The organism is Polynucleobacter finlandensis (genome assembly GCF_018881755.1).
In the GTDB taxonomy this organism is placed as follows: domain Bacteria; phylum Pseudomonadota; class Gammaproteobacteria; order Burkholderiales; family Burkholderiaceae; genus Polynucleobacter; species Polynucleobacter finlandensis.
The window spans coordinates 39,767-61,006 of the sequence record NZ_JACVPS010000017.1 but is presented as its reverse complement, the minus strand read 5'-3'; the positions used below and the strand labels follow the sequence as shown (position 1 = coordinate 61,006).

The 21,240-nt window shown below is 46.6% G+C and carries 22 protein-coding genes; 14 read left to right on the top strand and 8 right to left on the bottom strand.

Annotated elements, in window-relative coordinates; genetic code table 11:
- Positions 1 to 28: 28 nt before the first annotated feature.
- Complete coding sequence (gene ppsR, locus ICN49_RS10780) at positions 29 to 856, bottom strand: posphoenolpyruvate synthetase regulatory kinase/phosphorylase PpsR (RefSeq protein WP_216168074.1); 828 nt, start codon at positions 854 to 856, stop codon at positions 29 to 31.
- 106 nt (positions 857 to 962) lie between these two features.
- Here ppsR and ppsA point away from each other — a divergent pair, with 106 nt between their 5' ends.
- Entirely contained in the window at positions 963 to 3,359 is a 2,397-nt protein-coding gene (gene ppsA / locus ICN49_RS10775; protein WP_216168073.1) for a phosphoenolpyruvate synthase, read from the top strand.
- Positions 3,360 to 3,460: 101 nt separating this feature from the next.
- Here the strand turns inward: ppsA and ICN49_RS10770 are convergent, their stop codons facing one another.
- The 5 genes from ICN49_RS10770 to smpB all read right to left on the bottom strand — a co-directional run bounded on the left by ICN49_RS10770 (position 3,461) and on the right by smpB (position 8,193).
- A complete protein-coding gene (locus ICN49_RS10770; protein ID WP_255535513.1) occupies positions 3,461 to 4,336 on the bottom strand; it encodes a proteasome-type protease in 876 nt (291 codons plus the stop codon).
- A gap of 52 nt (positions 4,337 to 4,388) precedes the next feature.
- Entirely contained in the window at positions 4,389 to 5,186 is a 798-nt protein-coding gene (locus ICN49_RS10765) for a transglutaminase family protein (protein ID WP_216168072.1), read from the bottom strand.
- A 17-nt stretch (positions 5,187 to 5,203) separates the two neighbouring features.
- A complete protein-coding gene (locus tag ICN49_RS10760) occupies positions 5,204 to 6,181 on the bottom strand; it encodes an alpha-E domain-containing protein (protein ID WP_216168071.1) in 978 nt (325 codons plus the stop codon).
- A 15-nt stretch (positions 6,182 to 6,196) separates the two neighbouring features.
- Positions 6,197 to 7,609: a circularly permuted type 2 ATP-grasp protein gene (locus tag ICN49_RS10755; RefSeq protein WP_216168070.1), complete on the bottom strand. Its 1,413-nt coding sequence runs from the start codon at positions 7,607 to 7,609 to the stop codon at positions 6,197 to 6,199.
- 131 nt (positions 7,610 to 7,740) lie between these two features.
- Positions 7,741 to 8,193, bottom strand: coding sequence for an SsrA-binding protein SmpB (smpB, locus tag ICN49_RS10750; RefSeq protein WP_216168069.1), 453 nt, complete (start codon positions 8,191 to 8,193; stop codon positions 7,741 to 7,743).
- A 26-nt stretch (positions 8,194 to 8,219) separates the two neighbouring features.
- Here smpB and ICN49_RS10745 point away from each other — a divergent pair, with 26 nt between their 5' ends.
- The 13 genes from ICN49_RS10745 (at position 8,220) to ICN49_RS10685 (ending at position 19,546) form a co-directional block, all read left to right on the top strand.
- A complete protein-coding gene (locus tag ICN49_RS10745; RefSeq protein ID WP_216168068.1) occupies positions 8,220 to 8,654 on the top strand; it encodes a type II toxin-antitoxin system RatA family toxin in 435 nt (144 codons plus the stop codon).
- Positions 8,644 to 8,994, top strand: a complete 351-nt coding sequence (locus ICN49_RS10740; RefSeq protein WP_216168067.1) for an RnfH family protein — start codon at positions 8,644 to 8,646, stop codon at positions 8,992 to 8,994. The genes ICN49_RS10745 and ICN49_RS10740 overlap by 11 nt, the downstream gene beginning before the upstream one ends.
- Before the next feature lie 26 nt (positions 8,995 to 9,020).
- The gene (gene guaB, locus ICN49_RS10735) at positions 9,021 to 10,484 is read left to right on the top strand and encodes an IMP dehydrogenase (RefSeq protein WP_216168066.1); all 1,464 of its coding nucleotides are present in this window, start codon (positions 9,021 to 9,023) and stop codon (positions 10,482 to 10,484) included.
- Positions 10,485 to 10,508: 24 nt separating this feature from the next.
- Entirely contained in the window at positions 10,509 to 12,116 is a 1,608-nt protein-coding gene (gene guaA / locus ICN49_RS10730) for a glutamine-hydrolyzing GMP synthase (RefSeq protein ID WP_216168065.1), read from the top strand.
- A 23-nt stretch (positions 12,117 to 12,139) separates the two neighbouring features.
- Positions 12,140 to 12,940 (top strand): ferritin-like domain-containing protein, encoded by an 801-nt coding sequence (locus ICN49_RS10725; protein WP_216168080.1) that lies wholly within the window; start codon positions 12,140 to 12,142, stop codon positions 12,938 to 12,940.
- Positions 12,937 to 14,829 (top strand): B12-binding domain-containing radical SAM protein, encoded by a 1,893-nt coding sequence (locus ICN49_RS10720; protein ID WP_216168064.1) that lies wholly within the window; start codon positions 12,937 to 12,939, stop codon positions 14,827 to 14,829. The genes ICN49_RS10725 and ICN49_RS10720 overlap by 4 nt, the downstream gene beginning before the upstream one ends.
- 89 nt (positions 14,830 to 14,918) lie before the next feature.
- Positions 14,919 to 15,620, top strand: a complete 702-nt coding sequence (locus tag ICN49_RS10715) for a hypothetical protein (RefSeq protein ID WP_216168063.1) — start codon at positions 14,919 to 14,921, stop codon at positions 15,618 to 15,620.
- A complete protein-coding gene (locus tag ICN49_RS10710) occupies positions 15,596 to 16,330 on the top strand; it encodes a hypothetical protein (RefSeq protein ID WP_369411535.1) in 735 nt (244 codons plus the stop codon). The genes ICN49_RS10715 and ICN49_RS10710 overlap by 25 nt, the downstream gene beginning before the upstream one ends.
- Before the next feature lie 34 nt (positions 16,331 to 16,364).
- Positions 16,365 to 17,018 carry a 7-carboxy-7-deazaguanine synthase gene (gene queE, locus ICN49_RS10705; protein WP_216168062.1) on the top strand — a complete coding sequence of 218 codons (654 nt, stop codon included), beginning with the start codon at positions 16,365 to 16,367 and terminating at the stop codon, positions 17,016 to 17,018.
- Between the two features lie 29 nt (positions 17,019 to 17,047).
- Positions 17,048 to 17,512 (top strand): 6-carboxytetrahydropterin synthase QueD, encoded by a 465-nt coding sequence (gene queD, locus ICN49_RS10700; protein ID WP_216168061.1) that lies wholly within the window; start codon positions 17,048 to 17,050, stop codon positions 17,510 to 17,512.
- Positions 17,513 to 17,515: 3 nt separating this feature from the next.
- Complete coding sequence (tadA, locus tag ICN49_RS10695; protein WP_216168060.1) at positions 17,516 to 17,971, top strand: tRNA adenosine(34) deaminase TadA; 456 nt, start codon at positions 17,516 to 17,518, stop codon at positions 17,969 to 17,971.
- Positions 17,968 to 18,912: an LD-carboxypeptidase gene (locus ICN49_RS10690; protein WP_216168059.1), complete on the top strand. Its 945-nt coding sequence runs from the start codon at positions 17,968 to 17,970 to the stop codon at positions 18,910 to 18,912. The genes tadA and ICN49_RS10690 overlap by 4 nt, the downstream gene beginning before the upstream one ends.
- A 73-nt stretch (positions 18,913 to 18,985) precedes the next feature.
- Positions 18,986 to 19,546 carry an SOUL family heme-binding protein gene (locus ICN49_RS10685; protein ID WP_216168058.1) on the top strand — a complete coding sequence of 187 codons (561 nt, stop codon included), beginning with the start codon at positions 18,986 to 18,988 and terminating at the stop codon, positions 19,544 to 19,546.
- Positions 19,547 to 19,548: 2 nt separating this feature from the next.
- Here ICN49_RS10685 and ICN49_RS10680 read toward each other — a convergent pair whose 3' ends face one another.
- Together ICN49_RS10680 and ICN49_RS10675 are read right to left on the bottom strand one after the other, a co-directional pair.
- Positions 19,549 to 20,436: a 23S rRNA (adenine(2030)-N(6))-methyltransferase RlmJ gene (locus ICN49_RS10680; RefSeq protein WP_216168057.1), complete on the bottom strand. Its 888-nt coding sequence runs from the start codon at positions 20,434 to 20,436 to the stop codon at positions 19,549 to 19,551.
- Positions 20,437 to 20,455: 19 nt separating this feature from the next.
- Positions 20,456 to 21,235, bottom strand: coding sequence for a phosphatase PAP2 family protein (locus tag ICN49_RS10675; protein ID WP_216168056.1), 780 nt, complete (start codon positions 21,233 to 21,235; stop codon positions 20,456 to 20,458).
- Positions 21,236 to 21,240: the final 5 nt, after the last annotated feature.

Sequence of the window (21,240 nt, the reverse complement as noted above, 5' to 3'; positions counted from 1 at the left end):
TCAAAAACGGGCATCAGAAAACATCAATCTAACCCAAAATCGTTTTATCAGATTTAATTGCCTGCAAGACCGTAGTGGCAATTTCTTCGATGGATTTGCTGGTAGTGACAACCCATGGAATGGATTCTTTCTTCATCATTGAAGTGGCTTCATTGATTTCATAACGGCAATTTTCAAGCTTGGCGTAATTGCTTCCCGGGCGGCGCTCATTACGAATTTGCGACAACCTTTCCGCATCAATCATCAGACCAAATATTTTGCTGCGATAGGGAACAAGATCTTTAGGAAGATGGCCTCGCTCAAAGTCTTCAGGGATGAGGGGATAGTTTGCTGCCTTTAATCCATATTGCATGGCCAAATAAAGACTCGTAGGCGTTTTACCCACCCTAGAAATCCCAACCAGGATGACATCCGCTTCTGCCAGGTTTTTATTGGACTGACCATCATCATGGGCTAGGGAGTAGTTAATCGCTTCAATCCGGTCTCTGTACGCATCGGTGTCGGCATTGTGGTGCAGGCGGTTCATGGCGTGGGTGGATTTGATGCCCAGTGCGTTTTCAAGGGGTGCCACAAAGGTCTGGAACATATCCAAAACCAAGCCGTTTGCTTTGCCGACGATGGCATTGAGTTCCGGATTCACCAAAGTGGTGAAAACAATCGGTGGAACCCCATATTTAGAGGCGGCTTGGTTGATGTTGCTGACGGCATCGCGGGCCTTATCAACGCTATCCACAAAAGGGACGCGAATGTGCTTAAAAGTGGCCTCAAATTGGGCCAAAATCGACTGGCTGAAGTTCTCGGCGGTAATGCCTGTGCCATCAGAAACAATAAAAACAATACGGGTTTGGGTAGTCATGAGAATGGCCTAAAAGTCGAGGTCAGCACTACAATAGAAAGTTAATGAAGTATGCCCCATTTTGAGTGGCCGCTAGACCAGTTTCCTTATCTTTAGAGAGTATTTTATGTCCAACCAACAGCAACAAAATAGTAGTGTGGCAAATGCCTACGTTTTACCTTTTGAGCAGCTTCGAATGACGGATGTTGAGTCCGTTGGCGGTAAGAATGCTTCCCTTGGTGAAATGATTTCTCAGTTGTCCTCTACGGGCGTTCGTGTTCCAACTGGTTTTGCAACCACCGCATTGGCTTTCCGAGATTTCTTGGAACATAACAATCTCACTGAGCGCATTCGAAAGCGTCTAGAAAACCTCAATATCGATGATGTTCGCGCTCTTGCCCAAGCGGGTGCTGAGATTCGAGAATGGATTGAGACTGCACCATTTCAAGCACGTTTGGATGAAGAAATCCGCACAGCGTTCAAAACCTTGGACGATTCTGGAAAAGGTTCATTTGCAGTGCGCTCATCTGCTACTGCTGAAGATTTGCCTGATGCCTCTTTTGCTGGTCAGCAAGAGACTTTCCTGAATGTTGAGGGCATTGATGATGTCCTGAAAAAGATTCGCGAAGTATTCGCCTCGCTATATAACGATCGCGCTATTTCTTATCGGGTTCATAAAGGCTTTGCTCATGCTGAAGTAGCCTTATCTGCCGGTATTCAGCGGATGGTACGCTCAGATTTGGGTGCAGCCGGCGTGATGTTTACATTGGATACAGAGTCTGGCTTTGAAGATGTGGTCTTTATTACCTCAAGCTATGGCTTAGGCGAGACTGTCGTTCAAGGTGCAGTCAACCCAGACGAGTTCTATGTTTTCAAGACTACTTTGGCGCAAGATAAGAAAGCGATTATTCGTCGCTCTTTAGGCTCTAAATTAATTCAGATGCAATTTGCTCCAGCAGGTTCTGCTGAGAAAGTGCAAACCGTTGATGTCACCCCAGAAAAACGCAACCGCTTTTCGTTGGAAGATGCTGATATTACTGAGTTGGCTAAATATGCAGTCATCATCGAAAAACACTATGGCCGTCCAATGGATATTGAGTGGGGTAAAGACGGTCAAGATGGCCGCATTTATATCCTGCAAGCTCGTCCAGAGACAGTCAAGAGTCAAGCTGCTGGCCAGGTAGAGATGCGCTACAAGCTCAAGGGTAGCTCTAAGGTATTGGCTAAAGGTCGTGCCATTGGTCAAAAGATTGGCGCAGGTCCCGTCCGTATTATTCGGGACCCAAGCGAAATGGATCGCGTTCAGCCCGGTGACGTATTGGTTGCTGATATGACAGACCCGAACTGGGAGCCGGTAATGAAACGCGCTGCTGCGATTATTACCAATCGCGGTGGTCGTACTTGTCACGCTGCGATTATTGCTCGTGAGCTGGGTGTTCCTGCAGTAGTCGGTTGTGGCGATGCCACTGAGCATTTGCAAGACGGCATGATGGTGACAGTTTCTTGTGCAGAGGGTGACGAAGGCCATATCTATGATGGCTTGATCGAAACCGAAGTCACTGAAATTTCCCGTGGGGTACTGCCTGATATTCCAGTCAAGATCACCATGAACATTGGTAACCCACAGTTGGCATTTGACTTCTGTCAGATTCCGAATGCAGGTGTTGGTTTAGCGCGTCTCGAGTTCATCATCAATAACTATATTGGTGTGCATCCACGCGCCGTATTGGAGTACCCAAATATTGATCCCGACCTCAAGCGTGCAGTGGAGAGTGTTGCTCGTGGTTACGCAAGTCCACGCCAGTTCTACGAAGATAAATTGGTTGAGGGTGTAGCAACGATTGCGGCAGCCTTCTATCCGAAGCCGGTGATTGTGCGTTTGTCTGACTTTAAGTCAAACGAGTACAAGAAACTCATTGGTGGATCACGCTACGAACCTGATGAAGAAAACCCAATGTTGGGCTTCCGCGGTGCATCACGTTATGTTTCTGCAGACTTTGGCGAGGCTTTCGCTATGGAATGTGCGGCAATGAAACGCGTTCGTGAAGACATGGGTCTTGATAACGTAGAGATCATGGTCCCGTTCGTACGCACGATCAAGCAAGCTGAGCGCGTCATTGACATGATGGAGAAGCTCGGTCTCAAACGTGGTGTTAATGGCTTGCGCCTCATCATGATGTGCGAGATTCCGTCGAATGCGATTTTGGCCGATCAATTCCTCGAGCACTTTGATGGTTTCTCCATTGGCTCTAACGATATGACTCAGTTAACTCTAGGTCTAGATCGTGATTCTGGAATGGAATTGTTGGCGATCGACTTTGACGAACGCGATCCTGCGGTGGAATTTATGATTGCGCGCTCTATTGATGCTTGCCGCAAGCAAAACAAGTATGTTGGTATTTGTGGTCAGGGCCCTTCAGATCACCCAGACTTTGCTCGCTGGTTAGTCGAGAAGGGAATTACTTCAATCTCATTGAATCCAGATAGCGTTATTGCAACCTGGGAAATGTTGGGCAAGAAGTAGGGAGCAGACGCAAGTTTCAGCAGTAAATTGATGAAGTAAAAAGGCCCAGTACACACTGGGCCTTTTTGTATCCACAAAAGATTGGTTGTAAATCTAAGACTTTATTTTTTTAACAAGTTTTTTGTTGGTGCACTAGATTTTGTAGCAACACGAGCCCCAACTTTTTTTACAATGATCTTTGGCGGCTGATGGTTGATGGGAACAGCACCCATTTTTTTAGCAGGTGTAGAGATGGCACTGGCTTTATGAGCACCACTCCAGCTTGGCTCTGCAATTGAGTTGAAAGCCTCTCGCAGCTTCTCGCCCCAGTGTTGATGAATCATCTTATAGTAGGGATTAGATTCATCCACGGTAACCAACTTAGTTGGCTTCAAAGAATTCTTCTCGTACACCAATAGGTCCAATGGTAGACCAACAGAAATATTACTATTGAGTGTTGAGTCCATGGAGATTAAGGCGCATTTGGTCGCGAGATTGAGTGGGGTGGAATGATTTAAGACGCGATCCAAGATCGGTTTGCCATATTTAGATTCCCCAATTTGGAAGTAACAGGTCTCTGGAGTTGCCTCAATGAAGTTGCCGGCAGAATAAATATTAAAAAGACGCGGGCGCTCACCTTTGATTTGACCGCCAAATATCAGATTGCAATTGAAATCAATACCAGCTTTTTCAAGTGATTTATGTTCGCGCTCATAGACCTGCTTGACTGCATCGCCCACCACTACGGCAGCATCGTGTGAGTTTTTAACAGTCCAAAGATTTTCTTCGTTAAGTAACTGACCTTGGAGCAGGATTTCTTTAACGGCTTGGGTGATCGCAAGATTCCCAGCGCTCATAAGGGTAAAAAAGCGATCATTGTTCTTTTGAAACAATGTCATTTTTCTGAAAGTGCCGATTTGATCAACGCCAGCATTGGTGCGGGAGTCAGATAAAAAAACTAGACCATCTTTTAGACAAAGTCCAACGCAATACGTCATCCCACAACCCCTTTAATGAATTCCTTGGAATTATCTCTTAACTTGAGTGAGCTTAAGTTAATTGCTGGATCGAGATACTGGCACTGAGTTCTTCGCCTCCGCCTCCAGAGCGAACCCCTTTGACTGGGGCAGCAGAGTAGTAATCCCGACCAATCGCTAAGCGAATATGGCGAGAATCTACCAAACAAGCGTGAGTGATATCAATGCTAGTCCATAAGCCTTTGTCGACATCACTGCAAAAATCAATCCAGGCATGGCTTGCAAGGTTAGGGGACTCTTCTGCAAAGAAATAACCGCTAACATAGCGCGCAGGAATTCCGGAGGCGCGGCAGAGTCCCAGCATGACGTGCGCATGATCCTGGCAAACACCCGATTTCATGGCAAAGGATTGGGCTGCCGTCGTTGCGAAATTCGTTTGTCCAGGGACATAAGTAATCGCTTCTTGAACCGCAGCTGCTAGCTTAAGCACCGCATCAACAGAATGCTGCTTCGGTAATTTGCCCTCAAAGTAAGAGATCATTTCTTCAGAGGGCTCGGTGAGATTGGTTTGTTGCAGTAGATAGTACGGGGAGACAGCTTTTGAGTCATCAATATATTCAAAAGCGCCTTGAGTTCTTACTTCCCCTTCAGCCTCAATCATCATTGAAGTGTAGGGAGTCTCTTGAACAAAGGCGCTGCAGGTATTGCCAAAAGCATCCTGAGAAACAGTAGATTTAATCGGTGTACTGACCTTCCATTTTTCAATCTGCTGACCAGCCACGTGTGGTGGGGTCAAGCGTAATTCTTGAATTGAATAATGCACTGGGGTTTCATAACGATATTCGGTGCGATGACGGATCTTGAGATACATATACTCTTTGTTGGTACTTAGGCCACTGCCAATGGAATGAGATAGGCATTACTGAACTCATCTGCGATGTGATTGATACGCTCTAAAAATTGCTCAATGAACTCTTCTAAACCCTGAGAAAAGACCTCATCGATATCTGAGTAGTCTAGACTTGCCTTGAGTTTTCCAAGCAAGCGCTCAATTTCTTTCGATTGCTGATTCTTCATCTCAGATATGAGTGGGATTAACTCGTTGACGCAGCACACTAATGAGCGAGGCATTTGCTTGTTAAAGATCAGTAATTGGGCAACTTGCTTTGGTGTGACCTGATCTGAATAAATTTGACGGTAGATTTCAAAAGCAGACACGGAGCGAAGTAGAGCGGCCCAGTGGTAGAAATCAAAGAAATCCACACCCGCTTCATCGTCAGATTTGTTTTCAGCACGTAGCGCTTTGAGTGATGCCTGGTCTTCGTATTTTGTTTCTAAGATGCGGGCAGTGTTATCAGCGCGCTCTAAGAGGGTGCCAACACTCATAAAGTAGAAGGCTTCATTCTTCAGCATGGTCCCATGCATTACACCTCTAAATAGGTGGCAACGATGCTTGACCCATTCTAGTAGGCGACTTGGATCGGCCTGATTTCTGGCTTCCAGAATGCGCTGCAACTCCAACCAAGTGGTATTTTGTGTTTCCCAAACTTCGGAAGTGATCTTGCCGCGTATGACACGAGCATTCTCACGCGCCGCAAAGAGACAGGAGACGATGCTCGAGGGATTGCTGGTTTCATAGATCATGAAATCCAAGACATTCTCTCGATTGACAACATCGTATTGACTCATGAAAGCTTCTTCGAGCTTGGAGATGGTGAGAAGCTTTCTCCAGCTTTGCTCTAAGAACTCTTCGGGTTGCGGCAATAGGGATGTCTGATGATTCACATCGAGCATGCGAGCGGTGTTCTCTGCACGCTCGGTATAACGAGCCATCCAATACAAACAATCAGCGGTACGACTCAGCATATTCTTTTCTCCGCCTTATTCTTCTAGAACCCAGGTATCTTTAGTGCCGCCACCTTGGGAGGAGTTCACGACTAAAGAACCTTCTTTAAGAGCCACGCGGGTTAATCCGCCGGGAACCATCTTGATGGTTTTCCCAGACAATACGAATGGTCTTAAATCAATATGTCTTGGAGCAATGCCGGATTCCACAAAGGTAGGGCAGGTGGAGAGCGCTAGTGTGGGCTGAGCAATATATTTATCAGGGTTAGCAATCAAATGACCGCGAAACGCTTCAATCTCCGCTTTTGTCGAAGCTGGTCCAACCAACATGCCGTAGCCACCAGCACCATGAGTCAGTTTAACAACCAGCTTTTCAAGGTTGGCAAGTGTGTATGCCAGGTCATCTGGTTTACGACATTGGAAAGTCGGCACATTATTAAGAATAGGTTTCTCACCAAGGTAAAACTCGATCATCTCTGGAACATAAGGGTAGATCGATTTGTCATCGGCTATTCCAGTACCAATCGCATTCGCTAGGGTCACATTACCGGCGCGATGTGCAGAGAGAAGTCCGGCAACACCAAGAGTCGAATCTGAGCGAAACGCAAGTGGATCCAGGAAGTCATCATCGACGCGGCGATAAATGACATCAACACGTTCTGGACCTTGGGTTGTACGCATAAAGACTTGTTCATTCTTCACGAACAAATCTTTACCTTCTACTAGCTCAACACCCATTTGTTGTGCGAGGTAACTGTGTTCAAAGTAGGCTGAGTTGTACATGCCTGGCGTGAGCACCACGACATTTGGTTTTTTGACATCATCTGGTTTGACGGACTTGAGGCACTCCAGCAATAAGTCGGGATAGTGTTCAACCGGTGCGACACGGTATTTCTGAAACAGATCCGGGAAGAGACGCATCATCATCTTGCGGTCTTCCACCATATAAGAGACACCAGAAGGAACGCGTAAGTTATCTTCAAGAACGTAGAACTCGCCTTCACCGGCGCGAACAATATCGATCCCTGCAATCTGTGCGTAAATATCACGTGACACACTGACATTGCGCATCTCGGGACGGTATTGCGCATTGTTAAAAATTTGCTCAGCAGGGACAATGCCTGCTTTGATAATGTTTTCGTCGTGGTACACGTCGTAGATAAAGCAGTTGAGCGCTTTTACACGTTGACGTAAGCCAGCCTCAAGCTGTTCCCATTCTTTTGCAGCAAAGATTCTAGGGACTTGGTCAAACGGAATGGTTCTCTCGGACCCCAGATCGTCTCCGTAGACAGCGAAGGTAATGCCAACCCGACGAAAGATCAGGTCAGCCTCAGCTCGCTTGAGACCCATCAGGGTGTCACTTTGCTGTTTTAGCCAGTTATGGAAAACTTGGTAGTGGGGTCGCGCTTTGCCTGTGGCATCGAGCATTTCATCAAAAGGCGATTTCATAGTTACAAACTAATGCCTTTGGATGGATTGATTTTAATAGTTTGAAGCAGCTTGGTGCTGATATGCACTTTTATAGTGCATAAATGTTCGGATTTGACCCTATTAGCCCTAGGGATAGTCTATACCGTTTTTTAGGCGTTCAAGTCGCCCCTGGCAATGCGACCTTTTTGAACTTCCCATTCCCGCTCTTTGGTGGCAGCCCGCTTGTCATGTTGCTTCTTGCCACGCGCCAAGCCAATCTCACATTTAACATTGCCTTTGGAGAAATGCAGGTTTAAGGGGACGAGGGTGTAGCCCTTTTGCTCTACTTTACCGATGAGCTTGCGTATTTCGATGGCGTTGAGCAGGAGCTTGCGGGTGCGGGTGCTATCTGGAACGATGTGGGTAGAGGCTGAGAGCAGGGGGGTGATATGACATCCGATTAAAAACAGCTCCGCCTTGCGAATGACAACATACGCTTCCTTGACGTGCACGCGACCTGCCCGAATGGCTTTGACTTCCCAGCCTTCTAGAACCAGCCCTGCCTCGAAGCGTTCCTCGACAAAATAATCGAAGAAGGCTTTTTTGTTATCGACGATACTCATATTTATTTAGCTTCTCAAGATCGATTATGGCAGACGTCTACAAGACCGTTTTAATTGGGCAGTCAGCCGAGCGAATGTATGGTTTGGTAACTGATGTCGCTCGCTATCCCGAGTTCCTGCCTTGGTGTGGCGGTGTAGAGATTTTTGAGCAAACCGAAACCGTTTTAGAAGCCAAAATCAATATTAAGTTCAAGGGTATTACTCAGTACTTCCACACCCGTAATATCAACCATTGCCCAGAAACCATCGATATGGTGTTCGTGGATGGCCCCTTTAAGCATTTTTCTGGTCAGTGGAATTTCATTCCCTTGAAGGAAGATGCCTGTAAGGTCGAATTTAAGCTCCATTGGGAATTTAAGAGCAGCATTCTCGATAAGATCATCGGGCCTGTTTTTGGGCATATCGCAGGAACCTTTGTAGATTGCTTCGTCAAGCGGGCTGAAGATATCTATGGCCAGTAAATCTATTGAAATCTTCATCTGTGACGCTAGAAATGGCGAGCCTGTACTGCAGTCATTTCAGCTCAAATTAGCAGATGGTCGGAGTGCTACGGTTGGGCAGGCACTGCTCCAAGTGGGCATTGCCACAAGTCCAGAAGACCCTGTTTTGGCTCGAAAGGGTTGTTTTGGGGTGTTTGGTAAGCGTAAAGACTGGGATAGCCCTATTTATGAGGGCGATAGGTTGGAGCTCTATTCCATGCTCTTAATTGACCCCAAGACGGTACGTCGCAAGAAGGCCAATCAAAACCAGGATGCCAAATTCCAAGCTGCCGCAGCTAAAAGAAAGGCTAGGAGGCTATAATCTGTTTTTGTGACTAGGGGTTTTGCATGCGACTCATTCAAAAAGCACTCACTTTTGACGATGTGCTCCTCGTACCGGCTTATTCATCGGTACTCCCTCGAGATGCCAGTCTGGCAAGTAAGTTAACTCGAGATATTTCACTCAATACACCATTGGTATCTGCAGCGATGGATACCGTGACGGAAGGTCGTTTGGCAATTGCCATGGCCAGCGAAGGCGGCATCGGCATTGTTCATAAAAATCTCACACCGTCAGAGCAAGCTCGTGAAGTGGCTAAGGTGAAGCGTTATGAATCTGGCGTTCTGCGTGATCCAATCACTGTTGGTCCAGATGCTACCTTGCGTCAAGTCATTCAGTTATCACGTGAACACGGATTCTCTGGTTTCCCAGTTCTCACTGGCAAAGAAGTGGTTGGCATTATTACTAACCGCGACTTACGCTTCGAAGAAGATTTGGATGCGCCGGTAAAAACCAAGATGACGCCGCGTGAGCGCCTCATTACTGTTAAAGAAGGCTGCACATTAGACGAAGCAAAACGTTTAATGAGTCACCACCGCTTAGAGCGCGTTCTGGTTGTTAATGACAAGTTTGAATTGCGTGGACTTATTACCGTTAAAGATATTCTGAAGGCGACCGAGCATCCCAATGCTTGTAAAGATAGTGAAGGTAAATTGCGCGTCGGAGCTGCGGTGGGTGTTGGTCCAGATAATGATGAGCGTATTGAACTCTTAGTTCGCGCTGGCGTTGATGTGATTGTTGTCGACACTGCCCATGGCCATAGTCAGGGCGTATTAGATCGCGTCAAATGGGTGAAGATGAATTATCCGCAAGTTCAAGTGATTGGCGGCAACATTGCCACTGGCGATGCTGCAAAAGCATTGGCTGATCATGGTGCTGATGGCGTGAAGGTAGGTATTGGCCCCGGCTCCATCTGCACAACGCGTATTGTTGCTGGTGTTGGTGTTCCGCAAATTAGTGCGATTGTGAATGTAGCCAATGCGCTCAAAGGTACTGGTATTCCGTTAATTGCGGATGGTGGTGTGCGTTACTCAGGTGACGTTGCTAAAGCATTGGCAGCAGGTGCAAGCTCGGTCATGATGGGTGGCATGTTCGCTGGCACAGAAGAGGCTCCCGGTGAAGTGTTCTTGTATCAAGGGCGTTCATACAAGAGTTACCGCGGCATGGGTTCCTTGGGCGCAATGGCCGATGGTTCTGCCGATCGTTATTTCCAAAGCGACATTGTTGCGAATGCAGAAAAACTCGTGCCAGAAGGCATTGAGGGGCAGGTACCTTACAAAGGTAGCGTGCTCGCGATCTTGCATCAACTGACTGGCGGTATCCGTTCATCCATGGGTTACTTAGGTTGCCGAACAATTGATGAACTTCATGAGAAAGCCAATTTTGTGGAAATCACTTCAGCGGGTGTGCGCGAGTCGCATGTTCATGATGTGAAGATCACCAAGGAAGCGCCGAATTACCATATTGATTAAGACTTAAATGAAGGCTGTTCTTTAGTGCACGACAAAATACTGATTCTCGACTTTGGTTCACAGGTAACTCAACTCATTGCAAGACGCGTGCGCGATGCACGTGTCTATTCTGAGATTCACCCCTACGATTGCGATCCAGAATTTATTCGTAAATTCATTCAAGAGCGGGGCGGCAAAGGAATCATTCTTTCTGGCGGTCCAAGTTCAGTAACCGAAGATGGCAGCCCTCGCGCTCCACAAATTGTGTTTGAGCTCGGTGTTCCCGTGCTTGGTATTTGTTATGGCATGCAGACTATGGCAAACCAATTGGGTGGCGCGGTAGCTTCTGCCGAGTCTCTAGGCAAGGCCCGTGAGTTTGGTTACTCAGAAGTTCGTGCTCATGGTCACACCAATCTACTAAAAGGTATTCAGGATTTTTCCACCAGCGAAGGCCATGGCATTCTCAAGGTGTGGATGAGTCATGGTGATTCTGTAACGACCCTGCCACCATCATTTAAATTGATGGCCTCTACCGAGTCTTGCCCGATTGCTGGTATGGCTGATGAAGAGCGCCGTTTCTATGCCTTCCAGTTTCATCCAGAAGTGACGCATACGATTCAAGGTACCGCCATTATTGAGCGCTTTGTGCATGAGATTTGCAAGTGCAAGCCTGACTGGGTGATGGGTGATTACATCTCTGAGGCCGTGGAAAATATTCGCAAGCAAGTTGGTGATGATGAAGTCATTCTCGGTTTGTCGGGTGGTGTGGACTCCAGTGTTGCTGCGGCTCTCATTCATCGCGCTATTGGTGATCAGTTAACTTGTGTGTTTGTTGACCATGGCCTGCTTCGTCTAAACGAAGGCGACATGGTGATGGAGATGTTTGCACGCAACCTCGGCGTAAAAGTCATTCGTGTCGATGCTGCCGCTACTTTTATGGGCGAGCTGGCAGGCGTTGCTGATCCAGAAGCGAAGCGCAAAATTATCGGCAAAGAGTTCGTCGAAATATTTCAGACTGAGTCGGGAAAAATAAAGAATGCCAAGTGGCTTGCTCAAGGCACTATTTATCCGGATGTGATCGAATCTGCTGGTAAAGGTAAAAAGGGTGCTCACACCATTAAGAGTCATCACAATGTTGGTGGCTTACCTGAAGATATGCATCTTAAGTTGCTTGAGCCATTGCGTGAGTTGTTCAAAGACGAAGTGCGTGAACTCGGTGTTGCTCTAGGTTTACCCCGTGAGATGGTGTATCGCCATCCATTCCCGGGGCCAGGTCTTGGGGTTCGCATCTTAGGTGAAGTAAAGGCAGAATTTGCTAGTTTGCTGCAACGTGCCGATGCGATCTTCATTGAAGAGCTACGTAATACGATCGATGAAGTCAGTCAAAAATCCTGGTATGACTTAACAAGTCAGGCTTTTGCCGTCTTCTTGCCAGTAAAGTCAGTAGGTGTGATGGGCGATGGCAGAACATACGAATATGTTGTGGCACTCAGAGCAGTACAAACACAAGACTTTATGACCGCACATTGGGCGCATTTACCCCATGAATTATTGGGTAAAGTATCTAATCGCATCATTAATGAAGTACGTGGCATCAACCGTGTTGTTTACGACATCAGCGGAAAACCACCGGCAACCATTGAGTGGGAGTAGGCGATTTAAGCCTGCTATCACCCATGCTCGAGTTACGAGAAACTTCCCTCGAAATCTTGGCAAACACAGATGTACAAGCTAAGGTAAGTCAGCTATATCACTTGTTTGATGAGTATCAGCATCAACGCATTGCTTTAAATCTTTCTGCCAGCTTGGACGCTCAAGAATTAATACTGCCTGGACGTCCACTCAAGCCAGAGCTCGTTCCACCTTTGCAAGCCCCAAAAAGAAGAATGACTACTGTTCAAGGCAGGGCAATCCTATTGCACTCGCTTGCGCATATTGAATTTAATGCCATGAATCTTGCTTTGGATGCCATCTGGCGTTTTCCGGATATGCCTCAGCAATACTATGAAGATTGGTTAAAGGTTGCTAAAGAAGAGGCTTACCATTTCAGCTTGGTGAATGAACACATTCAGTCATTTGGATTTACCTACGGTGATTTTCCAGCGCATAACAGTTTGTGGGAGATGGTTGAGAGAACGACAGATGCAGTGATCGCTAGAATGGCTTTGGTTCCAAGAACGATGGAGGCAAGAGGTTTGGATGCGGTCCCAGGAATTCGTGATCGGTTTAAGCAAATCAAGGATGATAGGGCGGTCGAAATTCTGGAGATTATTCTCAATGATGAAATTGGACATGTATTGATTGGTAATCGCTGGTTTAATTTCTTATGCGCTAGGGATAATGTATCCCCGATCACGGCATATAGAGAACTCGCAAAGAAATATCACGCACCGGTCCTAAGGGGTCCATTCAACATCGAAGCGCGTAAGCAGGCTGGGTTTACTTCGGAAGAGTTAAGTCTGATGGAGTCGCTATGAAGGTTCTCAGTCTGATCCCACCGATGACGCAGCTCAATACGCCGTATCCATCGACTGCTTATCTCACTGGTTTCTTAAGATCTCGCCAGATTGACGCGGTACAAGAGGATTTAGCGCTAGCTCTCGTGTTAAGTTTCTTTACCTCACAAGGTATCTCTGAGATACATACTCAAGCTCTTACCCTGCCAGAACAAGATCGCAGCGCTAGCGTGAATTATTTCTTAGATTATTTTGAGAGCTACCAAGATACGATTGAGCCTGTAATCGCATTTCTCCAGGGGCGCGACAGCACTTTGAGTCATCGCATTAATACCCGCGATTTTTTACCAGAAGGCCCTCGTTTCTTCTCCCTTGATGCCTATGATGATGAAGATTCTGCCGATCCTTTGGCATGGGCATTTGGGGCGCTGGGTTCCCATGACCGGGCGCGTCATTTAGCAACGATCTATCTCAATGATTTGTCTGATGTATTACGTGATGCTGTAGATGATCGCTTTGAGTTTGTGCGTTATGCAGAGTCACTCGCAAGTAGTCAGCCAACTTTTAACCCATTGGCTGAAGCTTTGGCAGCTCATCCTACTTTAATGGATTTGAGGCTACAGAAATTAACAATCCAAGCGGTAGAGAAACACCAACCGAGTCTTGTTATTTTGTCCGTGCCTTTTCCGGGTGCTATGTATGCAGCCCTCCGAATTGCACAAACAATAAAAGCCAAATATCCAAAAATCAAGATTGCCTTAGGTGGCGGTTATGTCAATACTGAATTACGCGAGCTTACTGAGCCTCGCCTATTTGATTATGTGGACTTCATCAGTTTAGATTCTGGTGAGAGACCTTTGCTTAATATCCTGGAGCATCTCGATGGCAAAAGGTCAGTAGAGCGATTGGTTCGTACCTTCGTTCGCAACGCAGCCAGTCAGGTTCAATATATGAATTGGCAAGAGCCTGATATTCCATTTGAGGATGTTGGGGTCGCCACTTGGGACGACTTGCCTTTAAATTCTTATTTGTCGCTGTTAGATATGCTTAACCCGATGCACCGGCTTTGGAGTGATGGTCGGTGGAATAAGCTCACGGTGGCACATGGCTGCTATTGGAAGAAGTGTAGCTTCTGTGATGTCAGCTTAGATTACATTTCACGGTATGAGACTGCATCAGCCAGCTTATTAGTAGATCGTATTGAGCAAATCGTTACCGAGACTGGTCAGACAGGGTTTCATTTTGTTGACGAAGCTGCACCACCGAAAGCCTTGAAAGCGCTTGCTGAAGAACTCTTACGTCGCAAGGTAATGATTTCTTGGTGGGGCAATATTCGCTTCGAGAAAACATTCACCCCTGACCTAGCAGAACTACTTGCCAAGAGTGGCTGTATTGCGATGTCAGGTGGTTTGGAAGTTGCATCTGATCGATTGCTCAATCTGATGAAAAAAGGTGTCACTGTAGAGCAGGTAGCTCGTGTGACAAAAGGATTTTCTGATGCAGGAATTTTGGTGCATGCCTATTTGATGTATGGATTTCCAACACAAACTGTTCAAGAGACTGTTGATGCTTTGGAGTATGTGCGTCAGCTATTTGAAAACGGCTGTATTCAGAGTGGATTTTTTCATCGCTTTACTTGCACTGTTCATTCGCCTGTTGGTAAAAATCCAGAGGAATACGGCATTACCTTGATACCACTTCCTCCCGTGAGTTTTGCCAAGAATGACATTGCGTTTAATGACCCCAGTGGTATTGATCATGACGCTTTAGGTCTAGGCCTTAAAAAGGCTATCTATAACTTCATGCATGGCGTTGGGTTGGAGCAGGAAGTGCATACTTGGTTTGATGAGTGCGACATGTTAATTCCTCAGTCAAAAGTTGCCCGCAATAAAATAGTCCAATGCCTCTAGACACCTTCATTTGAGGACTATCTTTAAGTACAATATTTAATAGAAACAAGAGATTAGATCATTCACTTGCAACGCATAACGGGGAAAATATGAAACTATCACGTCGCACTTTCATTGCTTCAGCAGCTTTAGTTCCAGTAGCTTGTGGTGTGCCGCTTTCATATGAACGGGGTACACCTGTAGCCCAGCCTAAACCTCTGCCTGCAGTTCGCCCTCCAGAAGTTGGTCAAGAGTGGTCCTATATCAAGCGCAACGTTTTTGATGGTAAAAATCTGGGGCTTGTTACTGAGCGCATTGCTTCAGTTGGGTCAACAATTGTGGTCGAGCGCACTGACGAAAATGGTGGAAAGCTTGCTAATGAGGTGCAGGGTCCGTGGGGAATGGTGATTACAGATCCACATTGGTCACGCGTTATAAACTTCAATCCAGCAATTCCGCTTTGGCCGCAAGAATTATCTGCAAGCTGGAATAAGCAAGTCAGCACTAAATACAAATTGGCTAGATATCCGGACGCCTCTTATGGATGGCAGTTGTATATGAGCGCTCATGGTTGGGAGCAAGTTAACGTGCCCGCTGGGAGCTTTCTGACTTTGCGTTATCAAAACTTGATTAACTACGAAAGTGATGATGACAACAAAGTGAATTGCATTCGTAAAGAAACGATTTGGTTTGCTCCTAGTGTTGGTCGCTGGGTCGCTCGGGAGTCTTCAGGTTCCTACATGATTCAGGGTCAGTTAGGCATGCCTAACTTGGAAGATAGCCTCCAGTGGCAACTCACCTCCTACAAATAAAAGTGCATCAACGTTTACTCCGCGCAGCATTCTTGCTGACGGCAAGTCTGTTGCTATCTGCTTGTATTTCTTCACAACTCTATCCAAGTGGAGTACCTGCGACTCAACCCATTCCAGCGCCTACTACACGCGCTCCGAAGATTGGTCAAGAGTGGGTGTACAACGTACGAAATGTGTTTAACCAAGAATTGGTGGATGTTGTTACTGAGAGAGTAGTTTCGGTCGGTGAGCAGGTTCGCATTCAGAGGTCGGGCGCAAAAGCTGGTCCTTTACCTGATGAAATTCAAAGTCCATGGGGATACGTACTTCAAGATGCTCACTGGAATCCGCCACAAAAGTTTATCAAGCCAATGCCTCTATGGCCCGAACAACTGACATCTGGTTTTAACCAGTTTTACAAAACGCAATATCAAGTTCTTGGCTACCCCGATGGTATCTATTACTGGGGTATGAGTATGAAAGCTAGCCAGTGGGAGTTGATCCAGGTTCCTGCCGGTCAATTTTTGACGCTCAAATACCATGATGAGATGCCTTACTTTGAGAGTAATGACGTTTTCCGGGTGGGTAATATTCGTGATGAAGATGTCTGGTTTTCACCAGAAATTGGCCGCTGGGTCATTCGTAGGGGTACTGGGCGCTACATTACTAATGGTGTCGCCTGGGCCAATGCCTATTGGGAAGACTACCTCCAGTGGGAGCTTGTGTCCTAGAAGTAAGCCTAGCGCTTAAAATCAGTGCATCTCTATGTATACCGTTAAAGAACTTTTTCCAACCCTTCAGGGTGAGGGCGCTCACGCAGGTCGTTCCGCCATCTTTTGTCGTTTTGCAGGCTGTAATCTATGGAGTGGTCGCGAGGAAGACCGTGCTACTGCTATCTGTCAATTTTGCGACACAGACTTTGTGGGCAGCGATGGTGATGGTGGTGGAAAATTCGAGACAGCACTGGCACTAGCTGAGGCTATTGAAGCGGCATGGAGAAGCACTTCAGCAGGCCCGCATAAACGTTATGTTGTTTTTACTGGTGGCGAGCCTCTATTGCAATTAGATGAGGCATTAATTACAGCCTTACATCACAAAGGTTTTGAAGTTGCCATTGAGACCAATGGCACTATTAAAGTACCCAAGGGCATTGATTGGGTTTGCGTGAGTCCTAAGGCTGGATCTGAGCTGATTGTATTTCAGGCTGACGAGTTAAAACTCGTTATTCCACAGGCCGCTCATGACAATCTTCCTGCGCTAATGGATCGTTTTGAGAAGATGGATTATCGCAATCGATTTTTGCAACCAATGGATGGTCCTAACCTGAAGGACAATATTGAATCAGCAGTCCGTTTATGTCAAAAGCATCCATTGTGGCGATTGAGTCTTCAGACTCATAAGCTCATCGGCATTCGCTAGACACTGCAGTGCAATTGAAAGAATTACAAATGACTACTAAACAACCTGCTATCTCGATTACTCGCCGTCTTGAGTTCGACTCTGGCCATCGCATCCCAAATCATGGTGGCCAATGTAAACATCTACATGGGCATCGTTACGCTATTGAGATTACTTTGAAGGGGCAAATTGCAGATCACCCAGGTAAAGCGGATGATGGCATGGTCCTGGATTTTGGAGACATTAAGCGCCTAGCAAATCAGTATGTAGTTGAACCTTGGGATCATGCATTCTTGGTAGCTAAAGAAGATGCAGGGCTGGTTACATTTTTAGAGAGCTTGCCAGATCATAAGACTGTTGTGATGGAGCATGTGCCAACAGTTGAAAACCTTGCCAATGCAGCCTTTCTAATTTTGCAGCCTGTATTTGAGAAAGCATTTAGCGGCCAGTTAACACTGTCATCCATCCGCCTATATGAAACCCCCAATTGTTGGGCAGACGTTACTCACCCATAAATCATGCAAGCCGAGCTTGATCGTCAGTTTATGCAGGAAGCTCTAGAGCAGGCTAAGTTAGCTGCTCTCGCTGGTGAAGTTCCTGTCGGAGCAGTGTTAGTTCGCGATGGGCAGGTGATTTCTCGATCTTTTAACAAGCCTATTGCTAGTCATGATCCTAGTGCCCATGCTGAAATGTTAGCCCTGAGGGGTGCTGCAAGCGAAGAGCAAAACTATCGGCTACCCGGAACAACCCTGTACGTTACTTTGGAGCCCTGTGCCATGTGTGCTGGCGCCATCCTGCATGCTAGGATTGAGCGCGTTGTTTTTGGCGCAGCAGATCCTAAAACGGGTGCTGCAGGGAGTGTGTTAGATTTATTCTCTATGAAGCAGATCAATCACCAGACGGTATCTGAAGGTGGCATCATGCAGGAAGAGTGCGGTCAATTACTGAGAGATTTTTTTAGGGAGCGACGTTGAAGTCTATTCACCTCATTGCTCCTTCGGGGGCTAGCTTGGATATGCGCAGCCCTTTGGCTGGTATTGATTGGCTGAAGAAACAGGGTATCGCTATTCACAATGAAAATTGTGTGAGCAGGGTTGAGCAACGCTTTGCTGGGACCGATGCAGAGCGCCTAGCTGAAATCAATCAACTTCAAAAATTATCCTCCGATCATCTCGTGATGGTCATGCGTGGTGGATATGGCATTCATCGCCTGTTACCCGATATTGAATGGGATGGCATTGCTAAAGCAATTCAGGGTGGTTTGCAGATTTGTGGACATAGTGATTTCACAGTATTTCAGTTGGCGCTATTGGCAAAGACTGGAGCCATTACTTTGGCCGGCCCAATGCTCAATTACGATTTTGGTCGTCAAGATGACCAAGGCAATTCGCTTGCACCAGATGCTCTGATGTGGAAGTACTTCCAGTCTGCCGTTCAAGGGCGCAAGTTAGACTGCCAAGTAACCACTACTCAATCTTATCTTGGCAAAACAGAGTCTGGATCCAGTTCTGGCTTGCTATGGGGTGGTAATTTAACGGTGTTGGCTGGGTTGGTTGGCACACCTTATATGCCAAGTTCCAAGCAAATCCAAGGCGGCATCTTATTTTTAGAGGATGTGAATGAGCATCCCTATCGCATAGAGCGCATGTTGATGCAGTTATTGGATGCCGGAATTCTTGCCAGTCAAAGCGCTGTTGTATTGGGTGGATTTTCAGCGTATCGCCTCTACGATAACGATCGGGGCTATCAGCTTGAGAGTGCCATTGACGCTATTCGCGCAAGGCTTCCAATCAATATTCCGATATTGACGGGACTACCATTTGGCCACCAAGCAGAGAAGTTAACCTTGCCGGTTGGGGCTAATGCAAACCTTAGTCATAACACCCAAGGTTTTGCCCTCCAGTCGCAATGGTAAGCGCATAGTGCATTGGCGTTCGATTTGCAGAGCGTCTCTGCTCCCAATAGCTTTCCTACTAACAGGTACGGCCATGGCAATTGAAGAGCCAAAATATTTTGTAATAGAAAATGCTCCCCCTTTTGAATTAAGGGTTTATGAGTCTTTAATACTGGCGGAAGTAAAGGTAGATGGCGATATGGATTCAGCCTCTAGCCAAGGATTTCGATTAATCGCAGCGTATATTTTTGGGAAAAATCGGATTGAAGAAAAGATCCCCATGACTGCCCCGGTTGGCTTGGAAGAAAAAAGCGCAACTATTGCTATGACGGCGCCCGTCGGCATTGAATCGAATCACAGCCTTTCAACGGTTTCATTTGTTATGCCTTCGCAATATACGCTTGCAAGCTTGCCGCAACCCCTTGATGAAAGGGTGCAATTGCGCGAAGTTCCAGCCACTAAAAAAGCAGTGATCATGTTTTCCGGTTTTTATAGCGAAGAAAAAGTAAAAGAAAAAACTGCGGAACTTGAAAGATGGATCCAGATTCAAAATTTGCAGGCTGTAGGCCCACCCAATTTTGCTCGTTACAACCCACCTTGGACCTTGCCTTTTTTAAGGCGCAACGAGGTGATGATAGAAGTACGGGATCGGTAAGCTTAGGGCTTAGCCTCAAAACTCTTTAGTAGATATTCAGCGCCACTGCCTTGGCCTAAGGCTTTAACCAGTGTTGGTAAAGCTTCTACCAGATTCTTTTCTAGCGTCCAGGGCGGATTAATCACAAACATACCGCTAGCCTGAAGGCGACGCTCACCAGGGGCATTCTCAACCCGTAATTCCGTGTGGAGCCAAGAGCGTTTATGGTTTGCGGCAATCTTTTTCAAGCGATCAGGCAAAGAAGCAGATTCTCTTCTGGAAAGAATCGGGTACCAAATAGCATAACAACCGGTTGCAAAGCGCTGAAGAGCCTCTTCCATCGCCGTTTCAAGATAGCGGTAGTCTTGCTTATCTTCGTACGAGGGATCGATTAATACTAAACCTCTTCTGCTTGGCGGAGGGAGTAGGCCCTTGAGCCTTGCAAAGCTATCTTCAGCGTACACATCAATTTGTTTGGCTTGTTTTAACTGATGGACGTTATGACGCAAGATATCAATCTCTTTGGGATGAAGTTCAAAGAGCTTGAGGCGATCTTGCGGTCTGAGGAGACGCGCCAAGATAAAAGGGGAGCCTGGGTAGATGGTAATCTGCTCTTCAGAGTTTTCAGCGCGAACGTAATCCAAATAATTCTGAATACTTTCACCAACACCCTTGCCAGAGGATTGGCATTCATCGGCAAATTTGATTAGCCGAAAAATACCACTATCTGCTTCTTTGCTAACAGCGGCAAAGCCATCTATGAGGCTGTAGATACCAGCCCCAGCATGGGTATCAACAATTGTGAGGGCACCAGGTTTTTCTTGGAGGTATTCAGCCAGATGAATCATGGTTAGATGTTTGAGGATATCCGCATGACTACCCGCATGAAATGCATGGCGATAACTAAACATAGCAACTCAACATGGTGACTTAGGAGGCATTGGGCATTTGGGCTTTGATAAACAAAACCAGAGTCGCTGCAATCAATGCAACCGAGGCGTACTGTAGTGGTTGGTTTAACTCTAGGTCCATCGTTTGGGTCAACAGCGCATAAATCGTAACGAGTCCGCCAATAGCAATAAAGCGAGGCCAAATCTTATTTGGCAGTAGCTGGCTACCATGGATATATTCAGATAGTGCAACCCCAACCATTCCGCACCAGAGGCCTACGCCAGCACCAGCTAGAACATCAGTGAGCCAGTGTGCCCCAACTGCAATACGGGACAGTCCAACCAATGAGGCAAGGATAAAGAGCCAAAGCAGCGACCCACGTTTACTTTTGGCTGAGGCGAAATAGAGTGCGCTAGCAATAGCAAATGCAGTAAGGGTGTGACCTGAAGGAAACGCCTTGGAGAGCAAGAGTTCTCCGATGCGATGAAAGCTGCCCTCAGGCAAAACACCTGCAGGCCTAGGCAAATCAAAAAAGGGTTTTAGAACAGAGCTGGCAATTGCTGAAATAGCTCCAGCAAAAATACCAGCCGTTAATAATCTTGGGGCCAGTAGAAGCAGAGGGAAAGCAATTGCAAATACTCCCCAGCCATTACCTAAATAGGTGAGAAAGGCCCAAACAATATCTGGAACTCCTTGGGTAAAGCTGTTGATGAATAAGAAGCTGCTTGTCTGCAGGCCTCCAAAATAAATGATGCAAGCCAAGACTATTGGCAAAAGCGGAAGAAGCCATGCAACTGGCGAGAGTTTCTGATTGCTCATGCCAG

Bases quoted from the DNA above. Each gene is read 5' to 3' on its own strand.
- ICN49_RS10725 (WP_216168080.1), top strand. From the start codon at position 12,140: ATGCTCGAGTTACGAGAAACTTCCCTCGAAATCTTGGCAAACACAGAT.
- ICN49_RS10740 (WP_216168067.1), top strand. From the start codon at position 8,644: ATGGCCAGTAAATCTATTGAAATCTTCATCTGTGACGCTAGAAATGGC.
- tadA (WP_216168060.1), top strand. From the start codon at position 17,516: ATGCAAGCCGAGCTTGATCGTCAGTTTATGCAGGAAGCTCTAGAGCAG.
- ICN49_RS10755 (WP_216168070.1), bottom strand. From the start codon at position 7,609: ATGAAATCGCCTTTTGATGAAATGCTCGATGCCACAGGCAAAGCGCGA.
- ppsA (WP_216168073.1), top strand. From the start codon at position 963: ATGTCCAACCAACAGCAACAAAATAGTAGTGTGGCAAATGCCTACGTT.
- ICN49_RS10745 (WP_216168068.1), top strand. From the start codon at position 8,220: ATGGCAGACGTCTACAAGACCGTTTTAATTGGGCAGTCAGCCGAGCGA.
- ICN49_RS10760 (WP_216168071.1), bottom strand. From the start codon at position 6,181: ATGCTGAGTCGTACCGCTGATTGTTTGTATTGGATGGCTCGTTATACC.
- ICN49_RS10715 (WP_216168063.1), top strand. From the start codon at position 14,919: ATGAAACTATCACGTCGCACTTTCATTGCTTCAGCAGCTTTAGTTCCA.
- ICN49_RS10765 (WP_216168072.1), bottom strand. From the start codon at position 5,186: ATGTATCTCAAGATCCGTCATCGCACCGAATATCGTTATGAAACCCCA.
- ICN49_RS10685 (WP_216168058.1), top strand. From the start codon at position 18,986: ATGGCAATTGAAGAGCCAAAATATTTTGTAATAGAAAATGCTCCCCCT.
- ICN49_RS10770 (WP_255535513.1), bottom strand. From the start codon at position 4,336: ATGACGTATTGCGTTGGACTTTGTCTAAAAGATGGTCTAGTTTTTTTA.
- queE (WP_216168062.1), top strand. From the start codon at position 16,365: ATGTATACCGTTAAAGAACTTTTTCCAACCCTTCAGGGTGAGGGCGCT.
- smpB (WP_216168069.1), bottom strand. From the start codon at position 8,193: ATGAGTATCGTCGATAACAAAAAAGCCTTCTTCGATTATTTTGTCGAG.
- ICN49_RS10720 (WP_216168064.1), top strand. From the start codon at position 12,937: ATGAAGGTTCTCAGTCTGATCCCACCGATGACGCAGCTCAATACGCCG.
- ICN49_RS10680 (WP_216168057.1), bottom strand. From the start codon at position 20,436: ATGTTTAGTTATCGCCATGCATTTCATGCGGGTAGTCATGCGGATATC.
- ppsR (WP_216168074.1), bottom strand. From the start codon at position 856: ATGACTACCCAAACCCGTATTGTTTTTATTGTTTCTGATGGCACAGGC.
- ICN49_RS10675 (WP_216168056.1), bottom strand. From the start codon at position 21,235: ATGAGCAATCAGAAACTCTCGCCAGTTGCATGGCTTCTTCCGCTTTTG.
- guaB (WP_216168066.1), top strand. From the start codon at position 9,021: ATGCGACTCATTCAAAAAGCACTCACTTTTGACGATGTGCTCCTCGTA.
- queD (WP_216168061.1), top strand. From the start codon at position 17,048: ATGACTACTAAACAACCTGCTATCTCGATTACTCGCCGTCTTGAGTTC.